Below are 24,446 nucleotides of genomic sequence, written 5' to 3' on the forward strand. Positions count from 1 at the left end.
ATTATTCTTTTTTCAGCCACCTGATCTTAAAGTTAAGGATTATCCATTTGACAAGGTCCTTATATGACCTATCAAAGGTTACAACATCAAGGAACATATTCAGCATCCCTTCATCTTTCATGAAGGCATTGAAGGATCTTTCAGGGGCATAGTGCATTAACCTTGCAAAGATAAGCGAATATTTGAGGTGTTCACCGAATTCAGAGTAGCATTTTTTTTCATAATCTCCAAGTTGCCGGATATTTGCTCTTGATTCCATATTTCCTTTGATGGTTTGGGCTGCAAGTTGCCCTGACCTGATAGCATAGGCCAGCCCCTCACCTGTAAAGGCATCAACAAAGCCCGCCGCATCCCCACTCAATAGTAGTCTGCCCTTTACCAGTTTTCTTTTGTAACCTCCACATGGTATGACATGACCTTTTAGCTTGTATCTTTCTGTGAACCCATTAAGCTTTAGATATTCCTGCATTGCTTTTTTAGGAAATGGAAGATGTTTTGCCATCACACTTCCGGCACCTACTGAATAGTACCCCCTGTGAGGAAATATCCATCCATATCCGACACCGGATACTCCAAAATGGAGCTCGATAGCATCTTTTATATAGTTGTCTATTACATCGTCCCTCTCTTCTATTTCAGTAACAAGGCAAACTCCGTACTCTTTCTTGCCGTACTTTCCCCTAACATGGGTTTCAAGTCTTCCCTGTGAACCGGACGCAATTATTACATACCTTGCTTTGTAGGAGTTGCACTCAGTGATCACAGAAACATGACCTTCATGCTGAAAAACATCCTTTACTTTTTCCCCTGAAAGAACATCAATACCCGCTTCCTTTGCTTTTTCAAGCATATAATTGTCAAATAGGCTTCTTGTTACTATAACAGAAAGCCTGTGGTCCTTATAGTAATCTATGCTTTTTTCCCTGAAACGAACTCTTCCACCAAAGATGTTTTTCTCTATAATATCATCAGGTATTTCAAAATCAAGATAGGACATTGCATGTTCGGACAAAGCTCCCCCGCACGGCTTATACCTGGGAAACGTCTTCTTCTCGATAAGAAGTGTTTTTATTCCATTTTTTCCCGCAACCCTTCCGGCAGACGAACCGGAAGGTCCGCCTCCGATGATTATAAGGTCATACATCTTCAATCACACCTGCAAACTTTCAATCCGAGAGCATTTCCAGCGTCTCAACAACCTTCCCGTAATCAACTTCCGTGTTAAAACATCCGTCATTGAGCATTGGGATACCATAGGTCACTAACCTTTTGCCTTTGAGCCCCATCATAACCTTGTTAAGTTCATAGTCACAGGCTATCAGCAAGGCTGCATCGTAATACCTTTCTTGTATTACATGTTTTACGAATGAAGAACCTGTTACAATGTAGAGGTCATACCCATATTTAGGGGCATCTTCCCTGAGCCTTGTGAAAATGCATTTGCCACAGGAAACACATTGTATACCCGTTCTGGTGGATGATGCCGGGCACTCCATTGAACGCATACAATGAGGAGCTATGATCATGCGTTTCCTGGCTTTTCTGAAAGCGTTCCTGTTTGCGGTGTTCTTAAGTGATACCATCCATTTATCGAGTATTCGCGGGTCTGAGAACTTGAAAAAGAAATACTTCAAAGGCATGTAGAAAAAGTCCAGAACACCTGCAAAGAATCCGGAAAGCCACACCTGACGATTAAGACTTATGCGGCTTGCAGCAAGTGCAATGAGCGCAAGGAGGAAGGAAAGTACAAAGATGAGAGTGATCAGTTCTCCGATTATCCTATACATCGCACTCCTCCATTTTACGGATGACCTCATCCACATCCACTTTCGTGTTATAGCAGCCGTCCTGTAAAAGTGAGACCCCCTGTACTATCATAAATGGTGATGCACCCTGCATCGACTCTGAAAGTTCCGGATAGCATGCCACCCCGATACAACTTTCGGGACTGTGAGCTTTGATGATCTTCTTAACAAAACTCCCCCCGGGAATGACATAAACCTCAAAACCCCTCTCTTCTGCAGCTTTGCAGATCGTTCCTATATCGCATAGTCCGCATCTTTTACATTCATATCCTATTACCGGATCACAGCGGGCCTTGCAGTTAGGATGTCTCAGGCATTGTGGCAGGAAGATGACCCTTCCATTCTTAATTTCCCTGAACCGTTCAAGCATCACTGCGTTGCGGACCTCGACAAGGATCTCATCGACTATCATATCTTTGATACCAAATACCCTGCATATCCATTTTGCAGGACCGTAGAAGATGTAAAGGATGAACAGGATGAAATTGGGGAACAATATCCTCTGTTTCTTAAAACTGTATGCACCAAGCAATAAGGCCAGTCCAACTACTATTAGCGCAGCTATTGCAAATACGACAAAGACCTTACCAAGAAGTTCATAGGGAATCTGCATGAGAGGAATAGATAGTACTAATAAGTATATTCAATTTACCCTGACAAAAAAGAAATTAAAGAGTGAATTGATCACTCTGCAGGTGTGTCACTAAGATCGACACCCATTGCTTCTGCAACCAGAACAATGACATCCTCTACATCAAGTTCCTTTGCACCGATCGCATCCCTTCCGTCACTGAGGTTCCTCTTACAGAAAGGACAGGCACTTGAAAGGATATCAGCATTTGTTGCAAGCGCATCTTCCACTCTTGTTGATGCAACACCCAGCGCAAGATCAGGAATTCCTGCTTTCACACCACCGCCAGCACCACAGCAGCGCTGGTTCTCTTCTATCCTTTCCATTTCTATGAACTCTACCCCGGGGATTGCCTCAAGGACAGCTCTTGGAGGTTCAAATACGCCTACGTGGCGACCAAGGTGGCATGGGTCATGGTATGTGACCTTCTTATCAATTGATTTTTCCCATTTGATCTCACCTTTCTCTATGAGTTCCTGGAGGAATTGTGTAATGTGAACTACCTTGAATGGGAGCTCCTGTCCTGTGAGCCTTGGCCAGTCTACAAGCGATGCCCTGTAACATCCTGCACATGCATAGAGCACTATCTTTGCGCCTTTTGCCTTGATATTATCGATGTTCTTCTGTGCATTGACCTTTGCAGTATCGTTTATGAAATACTGGCCTGTCCTGATAAGTGCAGATCCGCAGCAGATCTCATCCTCACCAAGCATTGTGAACTTGATACCGAGCTTGTTGAGTACGCGTGCAGTTGCAAGCGCAAGCTTTCTCTGCCTGAGTTCGGCGGTACATCCTCCAAAGTAGAGTACTTCTGCCTTGTCTTCGATCTTTACATCATCAGGGAACCAGTTGGTCCTGTCCTTATTATCTGCCATATAAGGGTTCTTGTACTCACCTATGAGTTTGAGGAAAGCGCCCTGCTTACCGAAAGGACCATTCCCGCGTTTTACAAGGTTTGCACGCATGGATTCCCAGAGTTCTACGGTGTTGATGGCAGATTCACAAACCGTTGCACACATACCACAGGTAGTACAGCCGTACACATCATTCTTGAACTGCTCGATCTCTTCTTCAGGTATTGCTTTTGGTCCAAAGAGCTTTGCGCGAAGACCATAGGACTTGTTTATGTATTCTCTCCACCTGAGGATCTTATCCCTTGGTGCAAGTCCCGGATCTCTGCCCGATGCATCGTATGTGGGACACCAGTCAACACATTCGCCGCAGCGACTGCATGAATCAAGCTCCATTAACTGGACCGCTGTAAAATTCTCCGTATTAATAGACGGTTCACGTTTTGCCATTTTATTCTCCTCCTTTGTTTGCAAGGAGTGCAAGAGGTATTGCTATCATGTGTATGTATTTACTGAACGGGATGTATGCGATACAGAACAGCAGTGAGACGATTACGTGGAAGAGTGCTGCAGGTGGTGCCCATTCAAAAGGCAAACCGAATCCCCAGAACCTGCCTGTCCTGATACCATCTGCAACGAACCCTGTAATTACGATGAAGGTGAGTCCTGCAAGGAGAACGGAGTCATATGCTATAGTGGCTTCCCTGACCTTTGCAACGAACAGTCTCCTGTAGATAGCAATAATGATGCCTGTAAGCAGTATATAACTGAAGATGTCATTGGGCACAGAGAGCAGTTCTCTGAAAATCTCCGGGTTCATGAAATCCGGCAATGAGTGAAAACCTATTTTATCTCCGGCCATGTGTATCATTTCTACAAGGAACATCAGAAGGGAAAATACAAACAAGGTCATCCAGCCCACAAAAATTGTGAAATGCATGAACCATCTGAGAGGACTCCTTCTTAATATCCTTCTCTGGAAGATTATGTCAAGAACAAACGTTTCAAGCACCGACTGGTTATGAACATGTGCATGTTCATTCATCTGGTACATAAGCATCTTCGGAAATGCCAAAATACTTTTAGAAGGGGGCTGACCATAGCCAGTGGAGCCCATACCCCACTTCTTTAAGTTCATATACATTCCTATTAAAAAGATACCTATAGCCAGGTTTGCCAAGATCATTACCTGTACAAATGTAATCTTTAATATTTCGCCATTTATAGGCAGACCTGAAAAATACTCCATAGCCATTTGATTTTCTCCTGATATCAATATAAGCTTATAATTACTACAAGAACTGAGATCTTTTTTACTTATAAGTAACCGGTTTGGTTTGCATGATTGTAGTTTCTATTATATTTAAACGTTTTCATCAAGGAAACTCTATCAGTAGCCATAATGTTTCACCCACAACCCAGCAGGACATGTAGAGATAATTAAACTTGAGATAATTAAACTTATATGCGGTTACATCAAAGTAGTGCAAATACCACAGGAAAAGATAGGTCGTATAGCGCATATGGATCTGAGGATAGTACTGGTTGAGCCCCTGTATCAGGGTAATGTCGGCTCTGTTGCAAGGGCAATGAAGAATTTTGATTTTTCAGATCTTGTACTTGTGAATCCCTGCAGGCTTGGGGGAGAGGCAAGAGCAATGTCCTCACATGCAAGGGACATACTTGAAAATGCAAAGATAGTTTCAACCCTTGAAGAGGCCATTGATGATCGCAGCATAGTTATAGGAACCACCGGTATAGCCGGAACCAGGTATGATTTTCACCTGCGTGTTCCTGGTTATTCCCCTGCAGAAGTAAAAGAGCGCCTCAGTGATCTGGATGGCAAAGTGGCAATTCTGTTTGGGCGTGAGGACAATGGCTTCACAAAAGAGGAACTGAAAAAATGTGACATGATAATGACAATCCCGACATCAGAGATATATCCGGTAATGAACCTTTCTCACGCAGTAGCTGTTATCCTTTACGAGTTCAGTGACCTTACAGGAGGAGACGCACCTCTGGCAGATGCCCAGGATATGAGAATATTTTACGAACATCTTGCAGAACTTCTTGATGATATCGGGTATCCCGAACATAAAAAAGAAAAGACAAAGTTGATGCTCAAAAGGATATTTGGCAGGACTTGCCTGCTTTCCAGGGAAGTACACACACTGCATGGCATACTAAACCGTGCCCAGAGGCACTATATCAGAGAAGGAAAGCAGGATAATGGCCAGATTGATGACCATGCCTGAGATACGTTTCGAAATGTTCATATCTTTTGAAGCCTATGTTGGATTCCTTAAATGATTTTTAACTAATTGTTTGTGTAAAAATGACTGAAGGTAAGTGGAACGAGAAATTAGTAGTGTTCCTTAAGAAATATTATTGGGATAATATTCTGCAACTTGCGAACAACTATCCTGATCAGCGTAGTCTGGTAGTCGATTTCTCAGACCTTGATATATTTAACAGGGAACTTGCAAGTGAACTTCTCTTAAACCCGGATGAGGTACTCCCCAGTGCAGACAATGCACTCCAGCAGATAGACCTCCCTGTGGAAAAGACCCTTGATGATGCAAAGGTCCGCTTTGTAAGGATACCAAATAAGATACCAAACAGGGACCTTCGTAGTAAACACCTTTTACAGTTCGTTGCCATTGAGGGCATGATACGCAAGGCAACGGAAGTACGTCCAAAGGTCATCAACGCTGCTTTCCAGTGCATGCGCTGTGAACATGTTACAATGGTCCCACAGAACGATGTCAAATTCGCAGAGCCACATGAATGTGAGAACGAGACGTGTGGCAGGAAGGGACCTTTTAAAATACTGGTCAACCAGTCTGTTTTCGTTGATGCCCAGAAGCTCCAGGTACAGGAATCACCGGAGAACCTAAAGGGAGGTGCGCAACCCCAGAGCCTTGATGTTGATGCAGAGGACGACCTGGCAGGTATTGTGAAACCTGGAGATCGCGTCATCATAAACGGAGTCCTGCGTTCACACCAAAGGACCACACGGGAAGGCAAGTCCCCTTTCTATGACCTGGTGGTGCATGCAAATTCCATTGAATATATGGATCAGGAGTTCGATGAGCTTGAGATAAGCCCCGAAGAGGAAGAAGAGATACTGGCCATGAGTCGTGACCCGCAGATATATAAAAAAGTAATAGGCTCCATTGCTCCTTCCATATATGGATATGACGACGTGAAGGAAGCGCTTTCACTTCAATTGTTCTCGGGAGTTGCCAAACACCTGCCGGATGGGTCAAGGGTGCGCGGTGACATACACATGCTATTTGTGGGTGACCCTGGTGTTGCAAAAAGTCAGATGCTCCGTTACATGGTAAAGCTCTCACCAAGGGGAGTGTTCGCCTCTGGAAAAAGTGCTTCTTCAAGTGGCCTTACTGCTGCAGCAGTGCGTGATGACCTGGGGGATGGCCGGTGGACACTTGAAGCTGGTGCCCTTGTCATGGCGGATATGGGTATTGCCGCAGTGGACGAAATGGATAAAATGAGCACAGAAGACAAAAGTGCACTCCACGAGGCAATGGAACAACAGACCATAAGTGTCGCAAAGGCTGGTATCATCGCCACACTAAAATCCCGATGCGCCCTGCTTGGTGCTGCCAATCCTAAATATGGCCGGTTTGACCGGTATGAGGGCATAGCCCAGCAGATAAACATGCCACCCGCCCTGATCTCAAGATTCGATATGATATTCGTCCTCCTGGACACCCCTAATGAGGATATGGACTCCAGGATTGCAAAACACATCCTTAAATCCCATTATGCAGGTGAACTTTCAGAACAGCGTAAGAACCTGCCGTCAAGTACCATTACCCAGGAACAGGTGGATGATCATATGGAGGTGATCAAGCCTTTGATAGAGGCCGATCTGTTAAGGAAGTATGTTGCCTATTCCAGAAGGAACGTGTTCCCTGTGATGGAGGACGAGGCACGTGAGCACCTTGTTAAATTCTACATGGACCTTAGAAGAATGGGGGATGGAAAGGATGCCCCTGTGCCCGTAACTGCCCGCCAGCTCGAGGCCCTTGTAAGACTTGCAGAAGCAAGTGCACGTCTGAGACTTAGCAACGTTGCAACAATGGAGGATGCCAAAAGAACCACACGGATCGTTTATTCCTGTTTGAGGCAGGTCGGAGTTGACCCTGACACAGGGGCATTCGATGTTGATGTCATAGCTTCAGGCACAAGTAAGAGCCAGCGGGACAAGATAAAGGTAATCAAAGAGATAATTAAAATGGTGGGGGAAAAACATCCCGGTGGCAAAGCACCTCTTGAAGAGGTCTACTCCGAAGCCCAGAACCAGCAGATAGACAGGCAGCATGCAGAAGAGCTGATATCCAAGATGCGGCGCTCCGGTGATCTTATAAAACCCGACAAGGAACACGTAAAAGTAGTTTGAAGAAGTGATCGTATGTATCTCAAGATCCACAAATCAGGTACTGGCACCATCGTTGCCCTCTGTGACAGGGAATTGATAGGAAAGACACTTAAAGAAGGCAATATTACTGTAACAATAACAGAAGAATTCTACAAAGGGGATATCATATCAGAGCAAGAAGCCATTGAGATAATCTCCAAAGCTCCCAATGTCAATATATTTGGTGAAAAGGCAGTTTCATGTGCTGTCAAATGTGGAATTGTAGATAAGGTGAACGTAAAGATAATAGATAAAGTAGCACATGCCCAGATATTCAGGATATAATGCTACGAGGTTTAATTATGAATAACGAAATGACAGTTTCGGGCGCTGAGAACGATGCGCTAAAAACCTTTGATAGAAAAGAGCTTATTGAAGGGGTTGTGAGAAAGCATAAAAGGTTCCTGGATGGGTATAATTCCGAATTCAATGAACTTGCAGGCAAAATGAGAGAACTTCAGGACAACATCGAATCCTCGAAAAAGAATAGGGCGGATATCCTGGAAAAAATAGAGATACTGGCTGAAAAAAGACAATTGTTCTATCACCAGGCAGAAAAACTGCTGGATGAATTGAAAGACGCTGCTTCCGATAACAATGACCTTTCCAGGAGTGTATCCTTTATCAAAGAACGGCTTTCAAAAGTGAAAGGAGCACTGCCGCTTGAAGAAGAGCAAAAACAGGTTAATTCTATTCTGACTGATATCTCTGCCCTGGGTTCCAAAACCCCGGGAATTGAGGATCGCCTTGATGCTTTAAAAGAAAGGATAAATGAAGCACTCAATTCCAGAACAGTGCTAGATTCCATTGATAGTTCAGAGGAAGCCTATAATAACAGAATAGCTTCCTTTGAAGAGGAGATAAATGAAATAGCACCAAGACATAAATGGCTGGAGAACAGGATACAAAGCCACACGGAGGCATTACAGTACTGGGAGAATGGGCCTCTTGCAGATGTCGAGCATGCGGATGATGCCAACGAGGTTAAAGCATGACAGATATAGATGTTTCATCAATGAGTGAGAAGGACCTGAAGAACAAGGTCAATGACCTGCGGGCTCAGATAGGTCACCATGAGCGCGAACTCAAGGCCATATACAGGGAACTCAAGTTGCATCGTACCAACACAGACGAGTTAAAAGAGAAGCGTGACAGCCTGAATTCTCAGGTCAAGGAACTTATGGCAAAGGCAAAGGATTCCAGATCCAGGCGTGATTCCATAAATGCAAGGATAGCCTCGCTTAAGTCTTCCAGGAACGAAGCAAATGAAAAGACACGCTTGTTCTCAGATAATATCAGCGAACTTAAAACAAAAAGAGACGATCTTAATAAATTATCAAAAGGAAGTGTTGAAACCTTATCAAAGGCCTATGCTGCAGATCTTGATCTTTTCCTGAATGCTGACATCCCTCTAAAGCATGAAACAGATCTTTTTGGAAGATTACTTGATCTAAAGGAACGGCTTGGTGCAGCATTCGATGCAAATGAGATCCACCAGAAACTGATGGAAACCTATGAAGCATCAAAAGAGGTTTTCGAATCAAGGGAAGACTTTGGGGATGAGATCAGCAAACTGGCTGAAGACTCACAGAAACACCACCTTGAAATGATCGATCTATATAATCAGGCCGATGAGTTGAGAAAAGCAGCCGATACCGCACATGCACAGATATCTGAAAAGTATTCCATAACAGCACCTATAAGGGAAAAGATAGATCCTCTGAAGAAGAAGATAGCCCTGTTAAGAGACGAGCTTGGAATATATCTTGAAAAACTCAATGACATCCAGATCGAAAAGGACGGCAAGAAACAGGAAGAACATCTTGTTGTTGCCAAAGAGAAGCTGGAGAAGAGCGGTAGGCTAAGCCTTGAAGACCTTAAGGTATTGATGGAGAAAGGAGATCTGAAATTCTGATCCCTTTAATCCCCCTTTTATCACTTCAGAATCTCTTAAGGCGTTATCGCCTGTATAACATCACAGCTAATACACAGGCAAACGTCTCGATTATGGTGAAACCGACTGTTTCCCGGGCAACATCATCCCCGGGTAATTGACCCCCATTATCCGGTTCTGCATTTTCATCATCATCCGGAATTACAGGCATAGGAAGGTCTTGATCCTGATACTGGTACACCGGCCTGAAAGTAATAAGCTCTCCTTCAGGACTTGTGTATATCGTGTCCACAGTTATATTCAGTATTTCATGGTCTTCTGCATTGCTCCCGGAGTAGATAAAAATGTCACCTTCAGACAGTATTGCTTCCTTTAGTAGTTCATTTTCATGAAGCAGTCGGACCCATACCTGTTTTTGTTCAAGGTTGACACTTCTTGCCGTAAGAACATAGCCCTGATAGAAGTTCCATGAATCACCTGTAGTCAGAAAGATCCCGGTTCCATTTACAAGCAAAATCTGTTTTTGCTCATTTGCAATTAACGGTGCTGCATTCTCTTTTATCAGTAATGCTTCGGCACATACAGGAGATGCCAGTGAAAAAAGAAGAAGGATAAGTATGATGGAATTGCAGATTCCCTTCACTTGGATCATAAAAACATCACTTCATGAGCTCAGTCACTGTATCGACAATTCCCTGCAATTATTTCCTGTTTTTTTCCGTTCCTGTCAAGAACCACAAGTGCACCTTTTTCAGTGACTCCTACTGCTTTGCCTTCGATAATCCTGCTTGGTGTTGTGACCTTAACGTCTTTTCCTATTGTGTCAGACAGATTGATCCATTCATCAACTATGTCTGTAAATTGCCTGGTTTCAAACCTTATGTATTGCTGTTCAAGCTCATAGAGAAACATTGCAACAAAAGCAGTTCTATCAATCACTTTTCCCAGTTCATTGGCAATACTTGTGGAATTTTTCCTAATCTCTTCCTTAAGGTCTGAAAGCCTGACGTTAGCATTTATACCAATTCCAAGGATCACATAGTCAACTTTTTCAACCTCGGCATTGACCTCTGTAAGTATGCCACATATCTTCTTTCCCCTGACCAGGACATCATTAGGCCACTTGATATGTGCATCAACACCAATAGCCCTCAAAGCATTCGCCACGGCGATGCCTGCTACCAGTGTTATCTTTGATATATACTCAAGAGGCATGGAAGGTTTTAGTATAAGAGACAGCCAGATGCCTCCAGGCATCGATTGCCATTCAGTACCCATTCTACCACGGCCTTTTTTCTGTGTTTCTGCGATAATTACAGTTCCTTCAGAAGCCCTGGATGCTATTTCCCTGGCAGTACTATTAGTTGATTCAAGCTCAGCATAGTACCTTATATCAGTACCTATAAGAGTTGTCTTCAAAAGCTCTCTTAATTCATCTGGCTCTATCCTGTCCGGGCATGCATCAAGAATATATCCGGTCTTTGGCGAGGAGCGGATATCATATCCCTCCTTTCGGAGGGATTTTACATACTTCCAGACCATTGCCCTTGTTATGCCAAGCTTTTCCCCAATTTCCTGGCCCGAGACAGGCTCTCCTTCAAATTGTCTTAGCAATCTTATAATCTCTTTTTTGTTGTCATTCACAGGCATTCCACCATACGAATGTTTGGTATCTGACATATACCCACATAACATATATTGTTGCCAAAGGTTTATTACTTTGTCTGTTTTGTGGCTGCATTAACATAAGAACCCACAGCAGCCGTAACAGCAGCTATCTTGTGATCCTTGTTATCAAGTGCTGATGCCAGTGTAGCACCTCTGGCGGAGTCCTCCTGGACAACTTTCTTTACTTCTTCTATTATATTATAGTCATCTATGAAATGGGTCGTAAGTTTCCCTTCCCTGAAGGCGGGATGCTTGAGAACCGCTTTATGGAAAGGGATATTGGTTGTAACCCCAATGACAACATACTCGTAAAGTGCACGCTGCATCCTGTCAATGGCCTCATTCCTGTCACTGCCCCATGCACATAGTTTTGAGATCATGGAATCATAGTAAGGTGAAATTGTATATCCCATGTGAACCCCACTGTCAACCCTTATACCCGGTCCTCCTGCAGAACGATATCTTTTGATCTTGCCAGGGCACGGTGCAAAGTCGTTAAGAGGGTCCTCGGCATTGAGACGACATTCTATTGCCCAACCCCGGATGTTTATATCTTCCTGCCTGAATGGCAACCTTTCACCACATGCAATATGCAACTGTTGTTTTGCCAGGTCTATACCCGTGATCATCTCACTGATAGTGTGCTCTACCTGCAACCTGGTGTTGACCTCAAGGAAATAGAACTCTCCCTTGGAATACAGGAATTCCACAGTTCCTGCATTCTCGTACCCGATGGCCTTTGCAGCCTTAACGGCAGTCTCACCCATCTGTTTACGAAGTTCCGGGGTCATCACAGGAGAAGGTGCCTCCTCTATCAGTTTCTGGTGCCTGCGCTGTATGGAGCATTCCCTCTCCATGACATATACTGCATCACCGTACTTATCGGCAAGTATCTGGAATTCAATATGCCTTGGTTCTTCCACATACTTTTCGATAAAGACGGTAGGATCACCAAAAGCAGATTCTGCGACCGACTGTATGGAATGGAGTGCATTGGTGAAATCCTTCCTGGAATGCACTATCTTCATACCTATACCACCGCCACCGGCAGATGCCTTGATTATTACAGGATATCCTATGCCATCTGCAATGTCAGCCGCTTTTTCAGGGTCTGAAATGGCTTCATTGGTCCCGGGAACCACAGGAACTCCTGCTTTTACCATAGTATTCCTGGCAGCTATCTTACTTCCCATCTGCTCTATTGCCCTGCTTGAAGGTCCGATGAATGTAATGCCCGCCTCTTCGCACTTGCGGGCGAACTTGCTGTTCTCTGAAAGGAATCCGTATCCCGGATGAATCCCCTCTGCCCCGCTTTCAAGTGCAACTTCTATTATTTTATCGCCATTCAGATAACTCTGGCTTGAAGGAGCAGGACCTATATGATAGGCTTCATCTGCGTATTTTGCAAAAAGGGCATTCTTGTCAGCTTCCGAGTACACCGCTACTGTCTGGACACCCAGTTCGCGACATGCACGCATTGCACGGATGGCTATCTCACCCCTGTTGGCTACAAGTACTTTCTTGAACATGGCTGCCCACCTACTCTATACTCATCAGGACATCGCCGGATTTTACAGCATCGCCCTCTGTTATCATGATCGCCTTGACGGTTCCGCCATGTGGTGCATGGATAGCATTTTCCATCTTCATGGCCTCGATAACACAGACAGCATCACCCTCTTCAATGCAATCGCCTATCTTCACCTTTACAGAAAGCACCATTCCCTGCATGTGACTTGTAACAGCGCCTGGCACGGATCCTGCACTGAGCTTTTCGTCAGCCTCTATGACTTTCACAGTCCCACCTACCGGGTTCACTTTCACAGTGAAGATCTCACCATCAACCTCAACCTTGTATTCGGTAGGTATGCCGGAGAAGTCTGCTGCAGCACATGGATTCTTGTTCCGGATCATTGATGAAAGATCCTCTTCTTCAAGTTCCCCTTTCAGGAATGCAGGAGCAATTGCCGGGTATAGGATATAGGTGAGGATATCCTCTTCCTTCCTGATGATACCCATCTCTTCTGCTTCCTTTTTCAATCTCTCGTATTCAGGCTGGAGAAGGTCTGCCGGCCTGCAGGTGATAGGTTCATCTTCACCGATTATCTTTGCGATTATCTCATCGCTTATCTTTTGTGGTGGCCTTCCGTAAAGACCGCGCACATAATCCTTGACCTCTTTTGGAATTACCTTATACCTTTCACCCATCAGTACATTCAGTACTGCCTGGGTACCAACTATCTGACTTGTAGGTGTGACAAGTGGAGGGTATCCAAGTTCCGCACGTACCTGCGGCATTTCTTTTAGTACGTCATTGAACTTGTCCAGTGCATTCTGCTCCTTAAGCTGGGATACCAGATTTGAAAGCATACCGCCTGGTATCTGGTAAAGCAATACATTCGTATCTATCTGCTCTGATATAGGGTCAAGTATACAGCGATATTGCTCCTTTATCTCCTTGAAATATTCTGAGATCTCAGATATAAGTCCAAGGTCAAGTCCTGTGGCCCTCTTTGTTTCAGCCAGTGCCGCAACAATGGATTCTGTAGGTGGCTGGGATGTTCCCCATGAAAATGGAGAGAGTGCAGTGTCAAGTATATCAACACCTGCCCTGCATGCTGCGGTATAGCTCATGGGTGCCATTCCTGATGTGCAATGAGAGTGAAGGTCAACCGGAAGGTTCACCTGAGTCTTGAGTGCCTTGACAAGGTCGTATGACTGCTGGGGAGATATAAGCCCGGCCATGTCTTTGATACAGATGGAGTCACATCCAAGCTCTGCAAGACCGGTCGCAAGTTCGACATATTTCTCAATCGTATGAACAGGACTGATGGTGTATGCTATGGCACCCTGTACATGAGCTCCTTCCTTTTTAGCGACAGTGATGGCCTTTTCCATGTTGCGGATGTCATTAACAGCATCAAATACCCTGAAGATATCGATCCCGTTCTCATATGCCTTCTTAACGAACTTCTCCACAACATCATCGGAGTAGTGCCTGTATCCTACCAGGTTCTGTCCCCTGAGAAGCATCTGGGCAGGTGTCTCCTTCATGTGTTTTTTGAGCTCCTTCAGCCTTTCCCACGGATCTTCATTGAGATATCTGATAGAGCTGTCAAATGTTGCTCCACCCCACATCTCTAGTGAATAATATCCTACTTCATCAAGCTTATCCACAATCGGAAGCATGTTTCGGGTACGCATTCTGGTAGCAATGAGCGATTGGTGCGCATCTCGAAGAATGGTTTCAGTTATTTTTACTTTCATGGGAATCCTCCGGGAATTTCAATAATAGTATGGGGGTCATTATAATAGAGAATCATCTAACTTCATATCAGATGAAATTGTATGTTATATATCATGTTCTTTTATGTAGTTTCTGGTGAGTGTTTATATAGCACTGCCCGAAAGCACGTATATAAAAAAAACAAATTTCATCCAATATTTATTACCGGTACTCAAAAATCAGATAGTTGCAACATATAGATCATAGTATTTGAAAGTTGGGCATATAATAAAGAGATAAAGATATTTTGGATAATATTTTAATAAAATGTACAACATATGATCAATGGCACAAAAGCTGAAAATTGTTTTATGAAATTCATTGAAACCAGATAGATAGACAAGCACTGCAAAACAGACAAAGACCTGAAAAGATGTTAGGATGGATACTGAAATATTGATCTCACTGATAAACAATGCAGCCTTGCTTCTTGCAATAGGTGTCCTTTACGATGTTCTTTTCTTTAACATGGAAATGAACACACGTTTAAAAAGCATAATTCTGGGGTTTTTTGTTGGCCTTATAGGCATCGCCCTAATGCTGAATCCATGGGAACTTGCACCCGGATTGTTCTATGACACACGTTCTATATTATTAAGCATTGTAGGACTTTTCTTTGGGCCTTGTCCTGCGATCATCGGAGCACTTATTATCATTTCCTATCGCCTTTATCTGGGAGGTATCGGAGCAATTGTTGGTGTTTCCGTAACAATAGGCTCTGTATTACTGGGATTATCATGGAGACGTTACCAGGATAGATTAAAACAGTTATTTGGAATATTTGATCTGTATGTGTTGGGTATTCTTGTCCACTTATTCATGCTTTTATGCATGTTGCTGCTTCCCTGGCCATATTCACTGGAAGTCCTCAGTCAAATTACATTACCGGTGATGTTGATATATCCTGCCGGAACGGTCTTACTGGGAAGGCTGCTGAATAACCAATTAGCACGCAAAAGAACACAGGAAGCTCTGAAAGAGAACGAGATAAAGCTTCAGTCATTTATAGATAATGTCCCTGTAGGAATGTTTCGAAAGAATTCCAAAGGAAGGATGATCCTGGCAAATCCCGAGATGGCCCGCATCGTGGGCCAGGAAACCCCGGAGCAAGCAGTCAATTCCTTACAGGATATAGGAGAACAGCTATACGTTGATCCTGATCGCCGTAAAGAACTGATTAATATCCTCAAAACAGAAGAACATATAGAAAACTTCGAATATGAAGCCCTGCGTGCAGATGGTAAACACATCTGGCTATTGGTCAATGCAAAAATAAGCGGTGATATTAAAGATGATAGTTTTGAGATCGATGGTTTTGCCCTGGATATCACAAACCGCAAAAAGATAGAATCCGACCTGAAACAGGCTGAATGGAAGTATCGGCAGGCATACTACCTCACACAGGGAATACTTGAAAGCCCAAAAGATGTTGCCATATTTGCCCTTGACATGGAATACCGATACCTTGCCTTTAACAAAAACCATCGGTTAATGATGGAACAAATATGGGATGCCAAAATAGAACCCGGAAGCCACATGCTAAGTTACCTCAATGATCCTGTTGACAGGGAAAAAGCAAAGTTGAATTTCGACAGGGCACTTGCCGGTGAGGCTTTCACGCTTGTAGAAGAATATGGAGAGAAGTTACACGAAAGGCGATGGTATGAGAATGCATACAGCCCTCTTAAAGACGATGAGGGAATTGTTATAGGCCTCACGTTGTTCTTAGCAGATATCACGGAGCGCAAGGAAGCGGAAAAGGCCCTTATCCATGCCAGGATACTGGCTGAGGAATCAAGCCGCATAAAATCGGAATTCATTGCCAATATGAGTCATGAATTGAGAACACCTCTGAATTCTGTGATAGGTTTTTCTGAGATTATGCTTGATGGCCTCACAGGAGAGCTAGATCCCAGTCAAAGGAATTACATACAAAATATATCCAAAAGTGGCAAGCATCTGCTGGAAATCATCAATGACATACTGGATATTTCCAAAATAGAATCCGGCAATATGGACTACAATCCGGAAAAAATAAACCTTAGAGAAGTAATCGCTGAAGTTGCAACATTAACAGAACCCCTGGCTAAAAAGAAGTCCATTGACTTTAGATCAGGCATTGGGGTTGAAAGTATAGAACTATATGCAGACAGGATTAAGATCAAGCAAATACTGTACAATCTTATTACCAATGCCGTCAAATTTACAGACGAAAATGGAAAAATATGTATTGACACAAGAAAATTTGACGGGAACATTTCGATCTCAGTGTCTGATACGGGCATCGGCATTCCTGAAAATGAACAAAAAGCTATATTCGAACCATTCAAACAGGTAAACTCATCCTCAAACCGTATCCATGGAGGAACAGGACTGGGTCTTTCAATAGTTAAACATTATGTACAGATGCACAGTGGAGAAATAAGAGTGAAAAGTGAACCCGGTAAAGGAAGCACATTCACATTCACAATACCTGTGAATCACTCCGCATGAAAACTTTAATTGCTGGTTTTGCTTTATGTCTTAAAAATGACACAATTTATCCGTCAATACCAGCATAATGTACTCTCCTGGCAAAAGGAGATTATCAGATATAATGTATTAAAGGGAATGGATTTTGGAACTGTCCGGGTAAGAATCGGTTTTGTCTCCCTGTAAGCATCAGCAGGATAGATATTCAATGTATTTCACCCCATACTTCCATCCCCTCACATCCTCATCAAATCCCGGATGAACTGACCTGACCAACCTGAACCTACAGTAAAATTCAAACTGTATCTTTCCAGGTTTTAAAGTAATATTGATGCGAATATGTATGCAGATAATAAGGTTCGGATACTGGTATGCTAATCGTGAGACACTTAAAGCCAGTGTGTCCATCAAACATGCTGCATATCATGCAGGGATCAGTAATTTTGGCTTGAACCATCTGCTTATCAGCAAAGAATACGGCCCAAAGGTCCGCATGACTGCAATATTAACGGATGCTGAACTGGATAATGAGACAAATATCACATTGCCGTTTATTCATGAGCATTGCAGCAGTTGCCTGAAATGCATAAAAATATGTCCTGTTGGAGCACTGTCAGAGGATGGAACAATTAACAGGCATAAATGTGCCGATTACATGTTCAATGCATTCGGGGGACTCAGGTGTGGAATGTGCATAAAGATCTGTCCTTTGTGAAAATCTAATGAAAACACCATTTTTAAACTGATTTTTGGATATAAGCTGAAATAGAAGATTGGTTTATAAAGTTAGAACATCAATGGTCTATGGGTTACCATACATATAAAGAGGGAATTTGAAAGAGGAAATTCGATGAAAAGATTATACAAATACTATCCTGAGGATTTTGGTGAACTGAATGTAAAGGTCATGCACATGGACCTTGTTTTCGATGTATTTGACGACCATACCAAGGTGACATCAGACCTTAAATTAAAAACCCTGGATAAACCCATTGACAAACTAGAGTTGAACTGCAAGAAACTTGAGATCCTGTCGGTAAGCTGCAGGGACTATGATATTGATCACGAATACAGGATAAAGGACGACATCCTTTGTATCAGATTCAGGCAGACAGTACCTGAAAACACAGAGATCGTGATTAACACAGAAACTATCTGCAGGCCAACGGACAACATACTGGAAGGTCTTTACTATGATGAAACTCCTGCAGGTGCTCCGCCACAGCAGATAACACAGTGCCAGCAGTGGGGATTCCAGAGGATGGTGCCATGCATCGATGACATGACTGCAAAATGTACATACACTACGACCATCATTGCTGATGAGAGATATACAAATCTCATTACCAACGGTGACATCATTAAGGAAAGGCACTCACTTGGAAACGGCAGGGACATGATCGTCTATGACAACTCGGTCACACCAATGGCAACCTATCTTTTCTTCCTTGGCGTTGGCACATATGATACATTCAAAAAGGAGTTTGAATATCCGGATGGCCACACCTTTGATCTGGAACTTCTTGTTCCTCCTGGCTCGGATACGTTAATTGCCGGAAAGTCCCTTGATATTCTCTATGATTCGATTATGTGGATATATCTTTTCACAGGTCCAGAACAATATGACCAGATCCAAAAGCGCAAAGAGATCATGGATATGATCAAAGGAAGGGATCTTCTCAAAAATGAAGGTGAAGGTGCCAATGAAAAACTGGAAAAGATAAGGAAAGAACTGAAAATAGCAGTTGAATCAATAAAAACGGGGTACAAGTATACCGGTACCGTCTACAGGGAGATCGGTATGCAGAATTCCAATTTCGGCGGAATGGAAAATGTTGGAAATACAACCATCAGCACCAATCGCATAATGCCCTTCCCCCAGATTACAGATACCGCTTTTGAGTATCTTATGAGGGTGAAAGTGCATGAGTTCTACCACAACCTGAACGGCTCAGAAGTCACCGGCAAGAGTCCTTTTGAAATATGGCTTAACGAGGCCGTTACCGTTCACATCGAAAGGATGTACCATGCATATCATTTCGGTGAGGGATACGGTCGTCTGGGGGAAGTACTTACTTTTCTTGCACCTGGTTCAGGAACCTTTGCCCTTGACAGGGGAGCCGCTTCAATGCCGATAATCCCCGATGGATTCAACGACCCTGATGACCTTATCTCCTCAGTGACCTATGTCAAAGCCCCTGAATTTGTGAACATGATCGAGACACTCATGGGAAAAGAGACTTTTGTAAAAGCACTGGATACCTACCATTCCAAATACAAACACTCAAATGCTTCAAGCTGGGAATGGATTGAAGTTATGGAAGAAGCTTCAGGCCTGGATTTTAAGGATATGGCAAATACATGGCTGAAACAGACACAATTTCCGGTGCTTCATGTTGGATCTTCATATAACGAAAAAGAAAGAAAATACACTTTATCCTTCAAGCAGGAAGTTCCTGAAGGCAAATCCTTCTGGGAATTACCAATATGTGCAGCTCTTGTAGATGAAAATGGTAATGACCTTGCTGAAATTATGGAACGTATGACTGCCAGGGAGCAGGAAATAGTTATAGACAATGTGGATAAGCCTGCATTCTTGTCCCTGAACCGCAACTACTCCTTCTTTGGAAAACTGGTTCATGAAGCAACTATAGATGAACTTATCCTTCAGGCTAGAACAGACCCCGACCTCATCAACAGATTCCTTGCATTCTACAGGATACTGGATTCTGAGAAGACGAAACTGATCAAGGATAACGGTGCTCTTCCGTCAGATGAGTTCACAGACCTTTTCCATGAACTCATCGCGGATGGTGATCTTATGGAAAAGGCAGGTGCACAGTTCCTGACGCTCTTTGAATCTGTGGAAGATGAAAAGTTTGCACACAGTTACCAGCTGTTGTACGAAGTTAAACAGAAACTTCTCAAAGCAATAGCAAGCAGACATGAAGAAAGTCTAATGGCACTATATGTGAGTTGCAATGAAAAGGATATTGAAAATTCAGATTACCTTGAAGAACAGATTGACGCTATCAAGAACCGCCAGTTGAAGAACAAATGTCTATCTGTTCTTTCAGCCCTTGATACTCCGGATATTCATACCATTATCAGAAAGCAGTTTGAAACCACCTGCAATGCTACTGATAAACTGACCGCTTTTAGCCTTTATCTTGACAGTTGCGCATCAGATAAGATCGAGCTTATGAAAAACTACCAGAAAGAAGCGGAAAAACACCCTGTTAGCTGGGAGGCTTTCCTCCGGGTTATTGGAAGCAGCGGCGGGGATGATGTAACCGATCTGGTAAGACAGGTGAAAAGTTTGAAAACTTTCAGGATAGAACAGGCAAATGACCAGAGAGCACTCTTTGGAAGTTTTGCATATAACCGGAAAAGATCCCTGCAAACCGAAAAAGGAAGAGAACTGCTTGCTGAGATAATCCCCGGACTGGCCATGGTCAATGAATACAATACGGTCAGCATACTCAACGTTCTTGCCAATATTGACAGGATGGAAGATGAATATCACGTCCCTCTTGTGGAAATGATGGCAGATTTCCTGAACATGCTCGACCCTGAGAGTACTCCCAGCGTGTACAACAGGATAAGGAAGATACTGCTCAATACTCCCAATGCCGTGAAAAAGTATGAAGAGATTAAGGGAAAAATAGACCTGAGTTGAAAATGAAATATTACGGATCTTAAGTGTCCACAAATAGTTATCGTGGCTTGCCCGCCATATATCCATCGACTATACTCGATAAAAAATACATGTTTTGTCGAGTATAAAACGATAAAACCATTCAGATCTATCGACTATGTGCGACAGAACAACAAAAGCACATTTCTCCTGAATCAATCTTCCAACAATCCTGGGTGCACAGAGTACTGAGCCTCATGTGTGATACCAATGACCATGCTTCCAGAGTCAGAGACGGGAACACATCAAGCTCTCTAAGCACCTCGGAGGGAAACTCCAGTACAGCAACAACTGAGGCGATTATGAGCCTGCCGCCATTAACAGGGAGTTCATGACAATAGAACAATTCCTCCTTATAATGTAGTGTCCACTAGGATCGGTATATCTCACCGGGTTGTTTAAAGTATAAGCATACCTGTTTAGATACTGAGGATTATATGGATCAGGCAGCATCGTATCCGGCTGCACGAACACCCTGTACACAGGCGAGTAATACCTTGCACCGTAGTACATCAACTCGGTGTCGGCATCGTTCTCCTGTCCTGTGAAACCGTACTTCTCCAGACCGCCGGACTGGACCTGGCCGTATGGGAAGTATTCGGTACGCTCAACCTCAAGACCACTTTCGTTAATCATCAGGGAAGTGCTGCCCAGATGATCCGACAGATGCCACTCCATATCTCCAGCTGTCTGCTTGGCTATGCGCTCATCATCACGGAAGAAATAAATGGTCGCTACGCCATCATCTACTTCATAGAACTTGTTGACGTAGTAGGTGAACTCACCGTCAGCATTCTGCTTCTTGACTCTCTTGCCATTGGCATCGTACAAGTACTTCTCCACAAGAGAACTGTTACCTGAGTAACGGACCTCGCTCAACTGGTTCGAATCGTTGTAGACGTAGATGAAATCCTCGTCCTCAATGAGGTTTCCGTTGTTGTCATAGTCCAGGGTGTTTCCGTTATAGCTTACAGGAGCATGGAAAGGTGTACCAGTATATCCATAAGAGGATATTGTGACACTGTTCTCGTCTACCTGGTGGATGCATCCGTACTGGTCATAAATGAAATCCCGCTGGTACGTCGGCACACTGTTGACCTCCATGTCTGCGCTGGTCAGCCTGTCCAGGTCGTCGTATCCGTAAGTTTTTCACGGAATTGAGCACATTGTCCTCGATCTCAAGGATATTGCCGACGTTGTCGAAGTCGTAATTAATATCCTGGAGACTCTCGGTGTAGATCCTGTCCAGCAGGAGCTTCTCGGTGTCATAGGTATAGGTCGTAACCACGCCGTTTGACAGTTCCTTGGTAGTTATCTGGTTCCTTGCCTTGTAGTCAAGGTTGTCGACCACGCCTTCAACGCTCTCCAGCAGGGTCTGGGCATTATAGGTCAGGTTGACGCTTGCAGCGTCAGGATAAGTTATGCTCGTAACCCTGTCCATGCTGTCGTACTCGTAGGATGTAGTATAGCCCAAATCACCAAACGTTATTGTTTCGCTCTCAACCCTGTAACGTTGGTCGTAGTCATAATTTGATGAAATGCCTCCTTTCATCACCCGTGATAGCGTACCGTTGTACTCAAGGTCGTAGGTGAAACTGACATCCGCATCGCTTGGGTAATCGACTGCCGTGACCCTGTTGAGGGCATCGTAGGTCAGGCGTGTGGAGACTCCCCTGGCGTCGGTCTGGTTGATGAGATTGCCGTTGAGGTCATACTCATAGGTCCAGTTACCCATGTCCGGGTCGCTCGTGGCTACTTTGCGGCCAAGGGAGTCGTAGGTGAAACTGACACCTGGCGGAGTTGTTGGCTCGTTGAGACCAGGAGTGATATTGATGAGATTATTCAGGACATCGTAGTCGTAGCCTGTGGTGTAGATCTCACCCTCATTGAACTCATAGACCTTTACGATATTGCCAAAAATATCACTTGTCAGTGTTTTATTTACTCCATTCTGATTAGTGATGGAGGTGTTTTCAAGCTCGTAGTTGTAGGTCAGGGTGGTGTTGTCCGTGTTGGTGATAACTGTTGGCCTGCCTATGGGATCGTATTCGTAGGTTACGGAGAGGCCAGACTGGTTGACGTAATGTGGAACTTCAGTACTTTCCACTAGACCCAGTTCATTATATGTGGTGTTCTGGCTGATCCAGCCGTTTTCGCCTTCGTATACTTTCTCAATTGCTTGGCCAAAACCATCATACGAATGAAATGAAGTTGGAAATGTCCACAAACTGCTTTGTCCAAAACCGATAGCAGAGTCATATTCGAACACTGTTGATGGGAATTCTGATTGATTCAAACCAGACTTTGTGATTGAGGTCAAAATTGATTTTGACTCTTTATTATCGTATTCCAGATAATAACTCCACAAATGGATATCATCATTGAGAACTTTTATCGAAGAGACAATGCTCTTTTCATAGATTCTGTTTCCGTACTCATAAAAGTCAAATGTAGGTGTTTTATCCTCAAAATCAAACTCAATAACTGAAAGTTGATCATTGTATGTTATGTTGGCAAGGTACGTACTACCAACTTCTCCACTTCTTGGATTTTCAACATAATTGTATAGGACTTGATTTCCGTTTACGTCTTCGGTCAGGTCCATCCACCATTTACTTACGTAGTTCCGTGATGATTCAGAATTTATCTGTTCCGAATTGTCTCTATATCCAAATCGATAAGTTGTTCCATCTGTTGTTTTGACAATCCAGTACTCACCAAAAGAATTTGTGTTTGTTATGTTTTTGGTAATTTTCAAGAAACTTTCTGTTTCGGTGTGATACGAATTATCTTCTTCTACATAAATAAGATCATGAGTTGAACCATCGAACATGAGAATATATTTATCATCACTCGTATTTTCAGGGGTATATCTTGTGTCTCTTATGATATAATTCTCATTTACTGACCAGCCTGACCCAAATGGTCCGTGGGATCCTTTTCCATTGCTACTTGAATAAGTCAGAGAAATGTGTGGCTCCAGTCCACCTTTCCCTCTTACAGTCTCAATTGGGTATGTGTAGGTGAAAGAACCGGTAAAAAGACTGGTATCAAAATAATCATTTTTACTTTCAAGAGTTGGATTTAAGTATGCTTTTGCGTCAAAGAGAGAAGAAATTTCTGTTGCAGACGCTGTGGCCATAGATGCTGTCTCTTCAGGCGAAATAACATCAGGGTCCCCGATAAGTTCATTTTTATCTTTATTTTCTTGTTTCGAGTTTTTTTCGTTTTTTCCATCCTGGCAATCAGGACAGAAGTCTAAGTTATCCGCAGAGTTTGCATCATTGTTTTCGTTTGAGCCGGAATCCAATTCTGTATTCTCAACATTTACGTCTTGTTCAGTTTCTGTATTTTCAAGACAATACACATTTGGTGTGACCAGAATTAGAATCATAAATATTGCAATTGACTTTTTTAATAAATCAGAGTATTTTTTTAACCATTTTTGCCACAAATCCTTCTCAATTTAAGCAGATCCTATGAGTATTTATTTAGTACTAAATAATATTATGAAAGAAAAAAGCAGATAAGGCATATAAATGTTTTTAATCGAATTCAAAAATAATTCAAATAAAAAAAGATATCATGCAACATTCTAATCACTAAAAAAGGATACAACATTTACATTCAAATCTCAGACTATGGTATCAAGAATATTCAGGAAAGGATCACATCGTTATCAAGCTTGTTAATAAATT

The 24,446-nt window shown here is 43.2% G+C and carries 19 protein-coding genes; 8 read left to right on the forward strand and 11 right to left on the reverse strand.

Annotated features, from left to right (window positions below):
- Window position 1: 1 nt before the first annotated feature.
- The 5 genes from V7O64_RS05405 to V7O64_RS05425 all read right to left on the reverse strand — a co-directional run bounded on the left by V7O64_RS05405 (window position 2) and on the right by V7O64_RS05425 (window position 4,536).
- Window positions 2–1,144, reverse strand: coding sequence for a geranylgeranyl reductase family protein (locus tag V7O64_RS05405; protein ID WP_407357268.1), 1,143 nt, complete (start codon window positions 1,142–1,144; stop codon window positions 2–4).
- A 22-nt stretch (window positions 1,145–1,166) separates the two neighbouring features.
- Window positions 1,167–1,787: a DUF116 domain-containing protein gene (locus tag V7O64_RS05410; protein ID WP_407356999.1), complete on the reverse strand. Its 621-nt coding sequence runs from the start codon at window positions 1,785–1,787 to the stop codon at window positions 1,167–1,169.
- The gene (locus V7O64_RS05415; protein WP_407357000.1) at window positions 1,780–2,418 is read right to left on the reverse strand and encodes a DUF116 domain-containing protein; all 639 of its coding nucleotides are present in this window, start codon (window positions 2,416–2,418) and stop codon (window positions 1,780–1,782) included. The genes V7O64_RS05410 and V7O64_RS05415 overlap by 8 nt, the downstream gene beginning before the upstream one ends.
- A gap of 71 nt (window positions 2,419–2,489) precedes the next feature.
- Entirely contained in the window at window positions 2,490–3,737 is a 1,248-nt protein-coding gene (locus tag V7O64_RS05420; RefSeq protein ID WP_407357001.1) for a (Fe-S)-binding protein, read from the reverse strand.
- A 1-nt stretch (window position 3,738) separates the two neighbouring features.
- Window positions 3,739–4,536, reverse strand: a complete 798-nt coding sequence (locus V7O64_RS05425; protein WP_407357269.1) for a disulfide reductase — start codon at window positions 4,534–4,536, stop codon at window positions 3,739–3,741.
- A gap of 274 nt (window positions 4,537–4,810) precedes the next feature.
- Here V7O64_RS05425 and V7O64_RS05430 point away from each other — a divergent pair, with 274 nt between their 5' ends.
- From V7O64_RS05430 to V7O64_RS05450, 5 genes are all read left to right on the forward strand, one after another.
- A complete protein-coding gene (locus V7O64_RS05430; RefSeq protein WP_407357270.1) occupies window positions 4,811–5,542 on the forward strand; it encodes an RNA methyltransferase in 732 nt (243 codons plus the stop codon).
- A gap of 80 nt (window positions 5,543–5,622) precedes the next feature.
- Window positions 5,623–7,713 carry a minichromosome maintenance protein MCM gene (locus V7O64_RS05435; RefSeq protein ID WP_407357002.1) on the forward strand — a complete coding sequence of 697 codons (2,091 nt, stop codon included), beginning with the start codon at window positions 5,623–5,625 and terminating at the stop codon, window positions 7,711–7,713.
- Between the two features lie 12 nt (window positions 7,714–7,725).
- A complete protein-coding gene (locus tag V7O64_RS05440; RefSeq protein ID WP_407357003.1) occupies window positions 7,726–8,016 on the forward strand; it encodes a DUF424 domain-containing protein in 291 nt (96 codons plus the stop codon).
- Between the two features lie 17 nt (window positions 8,017–8,033).
- Window positions 8,034–8,726, forward strand: a complete 693-nt coding sequence (locus tag V7O64_RS05445; protein WP_407357004.1) for a hypothetical protein — start codon at window positions 8,034–8,036, stop codon at window positions 8,724–8,726.
- Window positions 8,723–9,646, forward strand: coding sequence for a coiled-coil protein (locus V7O64_RS05450; protein WP_407357005.1), 924 nt, complete (start codon window positions 8,723–8,725; stop codon window positions 9,644–9,646). Before V7O64_RS05445 ends, V7O64_RS05450 begins: the two co-directional genes overlap by 4 nt.
- A gap of 43 nt (window positions 9,647–9,689) precedes the next feature.
- On the opposite strand, the gene V7O64_RS05455 is transcribed toward V7O64_RS05450, so the two are convergent.
- From V7O64_RS05455 to oadA, 4 genes are read right to left on the reverse strand one after another with little or no spacing between them, the layout of a single operon-like run.
- The gene (locus V7O64_RS05455; RefSeq protein ID WP_407357006.1) at window positions 9,690–10,277 is read right to left on the reverse strand and encodes an S-layer protein domain-containing protein; all 588 of its coding nucleotides are present in this window, start codon (window positions 10,275–10,277) and stop codon (window positions 9,690–9,692) included.
- 20 nt (window positions 10,278–10,297) lie between these two features.
- Window positions 10,298–11,305 (reverse strand): biotin--[acetyl-CoA-carboxylase] ligase, encoded by a 1,008-nt coding sequence (locus tag V7O64_RS05460; RefSeq protein ID WP_407357007.1) that lies wholly within the window; start codon window positions 11,303–11,305, stop codon window positions 10,298–10,300.
- A gap of 35 nt (window positions 11,306–11,340) precedes the next feature.
- Complete coding sequence (locus V7O64_RS05465; protein WP_407357008.1) at window positions 11,341–12,822, reverse strand: acetyl-CoA carboxylase biotin carboxylase subunit; 1,482 nt, start codon at window positions 12,820–12,822, stop codon at window positions 11,341–11,343.
- Window positions 12,823–12,832: 10 nt separating this feature from the next.
- The gene (gene oadA / locus V7O64_RS05470; protein ID WP_407357009.1) at window positions 12,833–14,560 is read right to left on the reverse strand and encodes a sodium-extruding oxaloacetate decarboxylase subunit alpha; all 1,728 of its coding nucleotides are present in this window, start codon (window positions 14,558–14,560) and stop codon (window positions 12,833–12,835) included.
- A 400-nt stretch (window positions 14,561–14,960) separates the two neighbouring features.
- Between oadA and V7O64_RS05475 the strand changes: the two genes are divergently transcribed.
- The 3 genes from V7O64_RS05475 (at window position 14,961) to V7O64_RS05485 (ending at window position 20,730) form a co-directional block, all read left to right on the forward strand.
- On the forward strand, window positions 14,961–17,072 hold the full coding sequence (locus V7O64_RS05475) for an ATP-binding protein (protein WP_407357010.1): 2,112 nt from the start codon (window positions 14,961–14,963) through the stop codon (window positions 17,070–17,072).
- A 322-nt stretch (window positions 17,073–17,394) separates the two neighbouring features.
- Window positions 17,395–17,766, forward strand: a complete 372-nt coding sequence (locus V7O64_RS05480) for a 4Fe-4S binding protein (RefSeq protein WP_407357011.1) — start codon at window positions 17,395–17,397, stop codon at window positions 17,764–17,766.
- Between the two features lie 135 nt (window positions 17,767–17,901).
- Window positions 17,902–20,730 (forward strand): DUF3458 domain-containing protein, encoded by a 2,829-nt coding sequence (locus V7O64_RS05485; RefSeq protein ID WP_407357012.1) that lies wholly within the window; start codon window positions 17,902–17,904, stop codon window positions 20,728–20,730.
- A gap of 318 nt (window positions 20,731–21,048) precedes the next feature.
- Here the strand turns inward: V7O64_RS05485 and V7O64_RS05490 are convergent, their stop codons facing one another.
- Both V7O64_RS05490 and V7O64_RS05495 read right to left on the reverse strand, forming a co-directional pair.
- Window positions 21,049–21,837 (reverse strand): RHS repeat domain-containing protein, encoded by a 789-nt coding sequence (locus tag V7O64_RS05490; protein ID WP_407357013.1) that lies wholly within the window; start codon window positions 21,835–21,837, stop codon window positions 21,049–21,051.
- On the reverse strand, window positions 21,806–24,115 hold the full coding sequence (locus V7O64_RS05495; protein WP_407357014.1) for a SpvB/TcaC N-terminal domain-containing protein: 2,310 nt from the start codon (window positions 24,113–24,115) through the stop codon (window positions 21,806–21,808). Before V7O64_RS05495 ends, V7O64_RS05490 begins: the two co-directional genes overlap by 32 nt.
- Window positions 24,116–24,446: the final 331 nt, after the last annotated feature.

The sequence above is a fragment of the Methanolobus sp. WCC5 genome (assembly GCF_045690325.1).
In the GTDB taxonomy this organism is placed as follows: domain Archaea; phylum Halobacteriota; class Methanosarcinia; order Methanosarcinales; family Methanosarcinaceae; genus Methanolobus.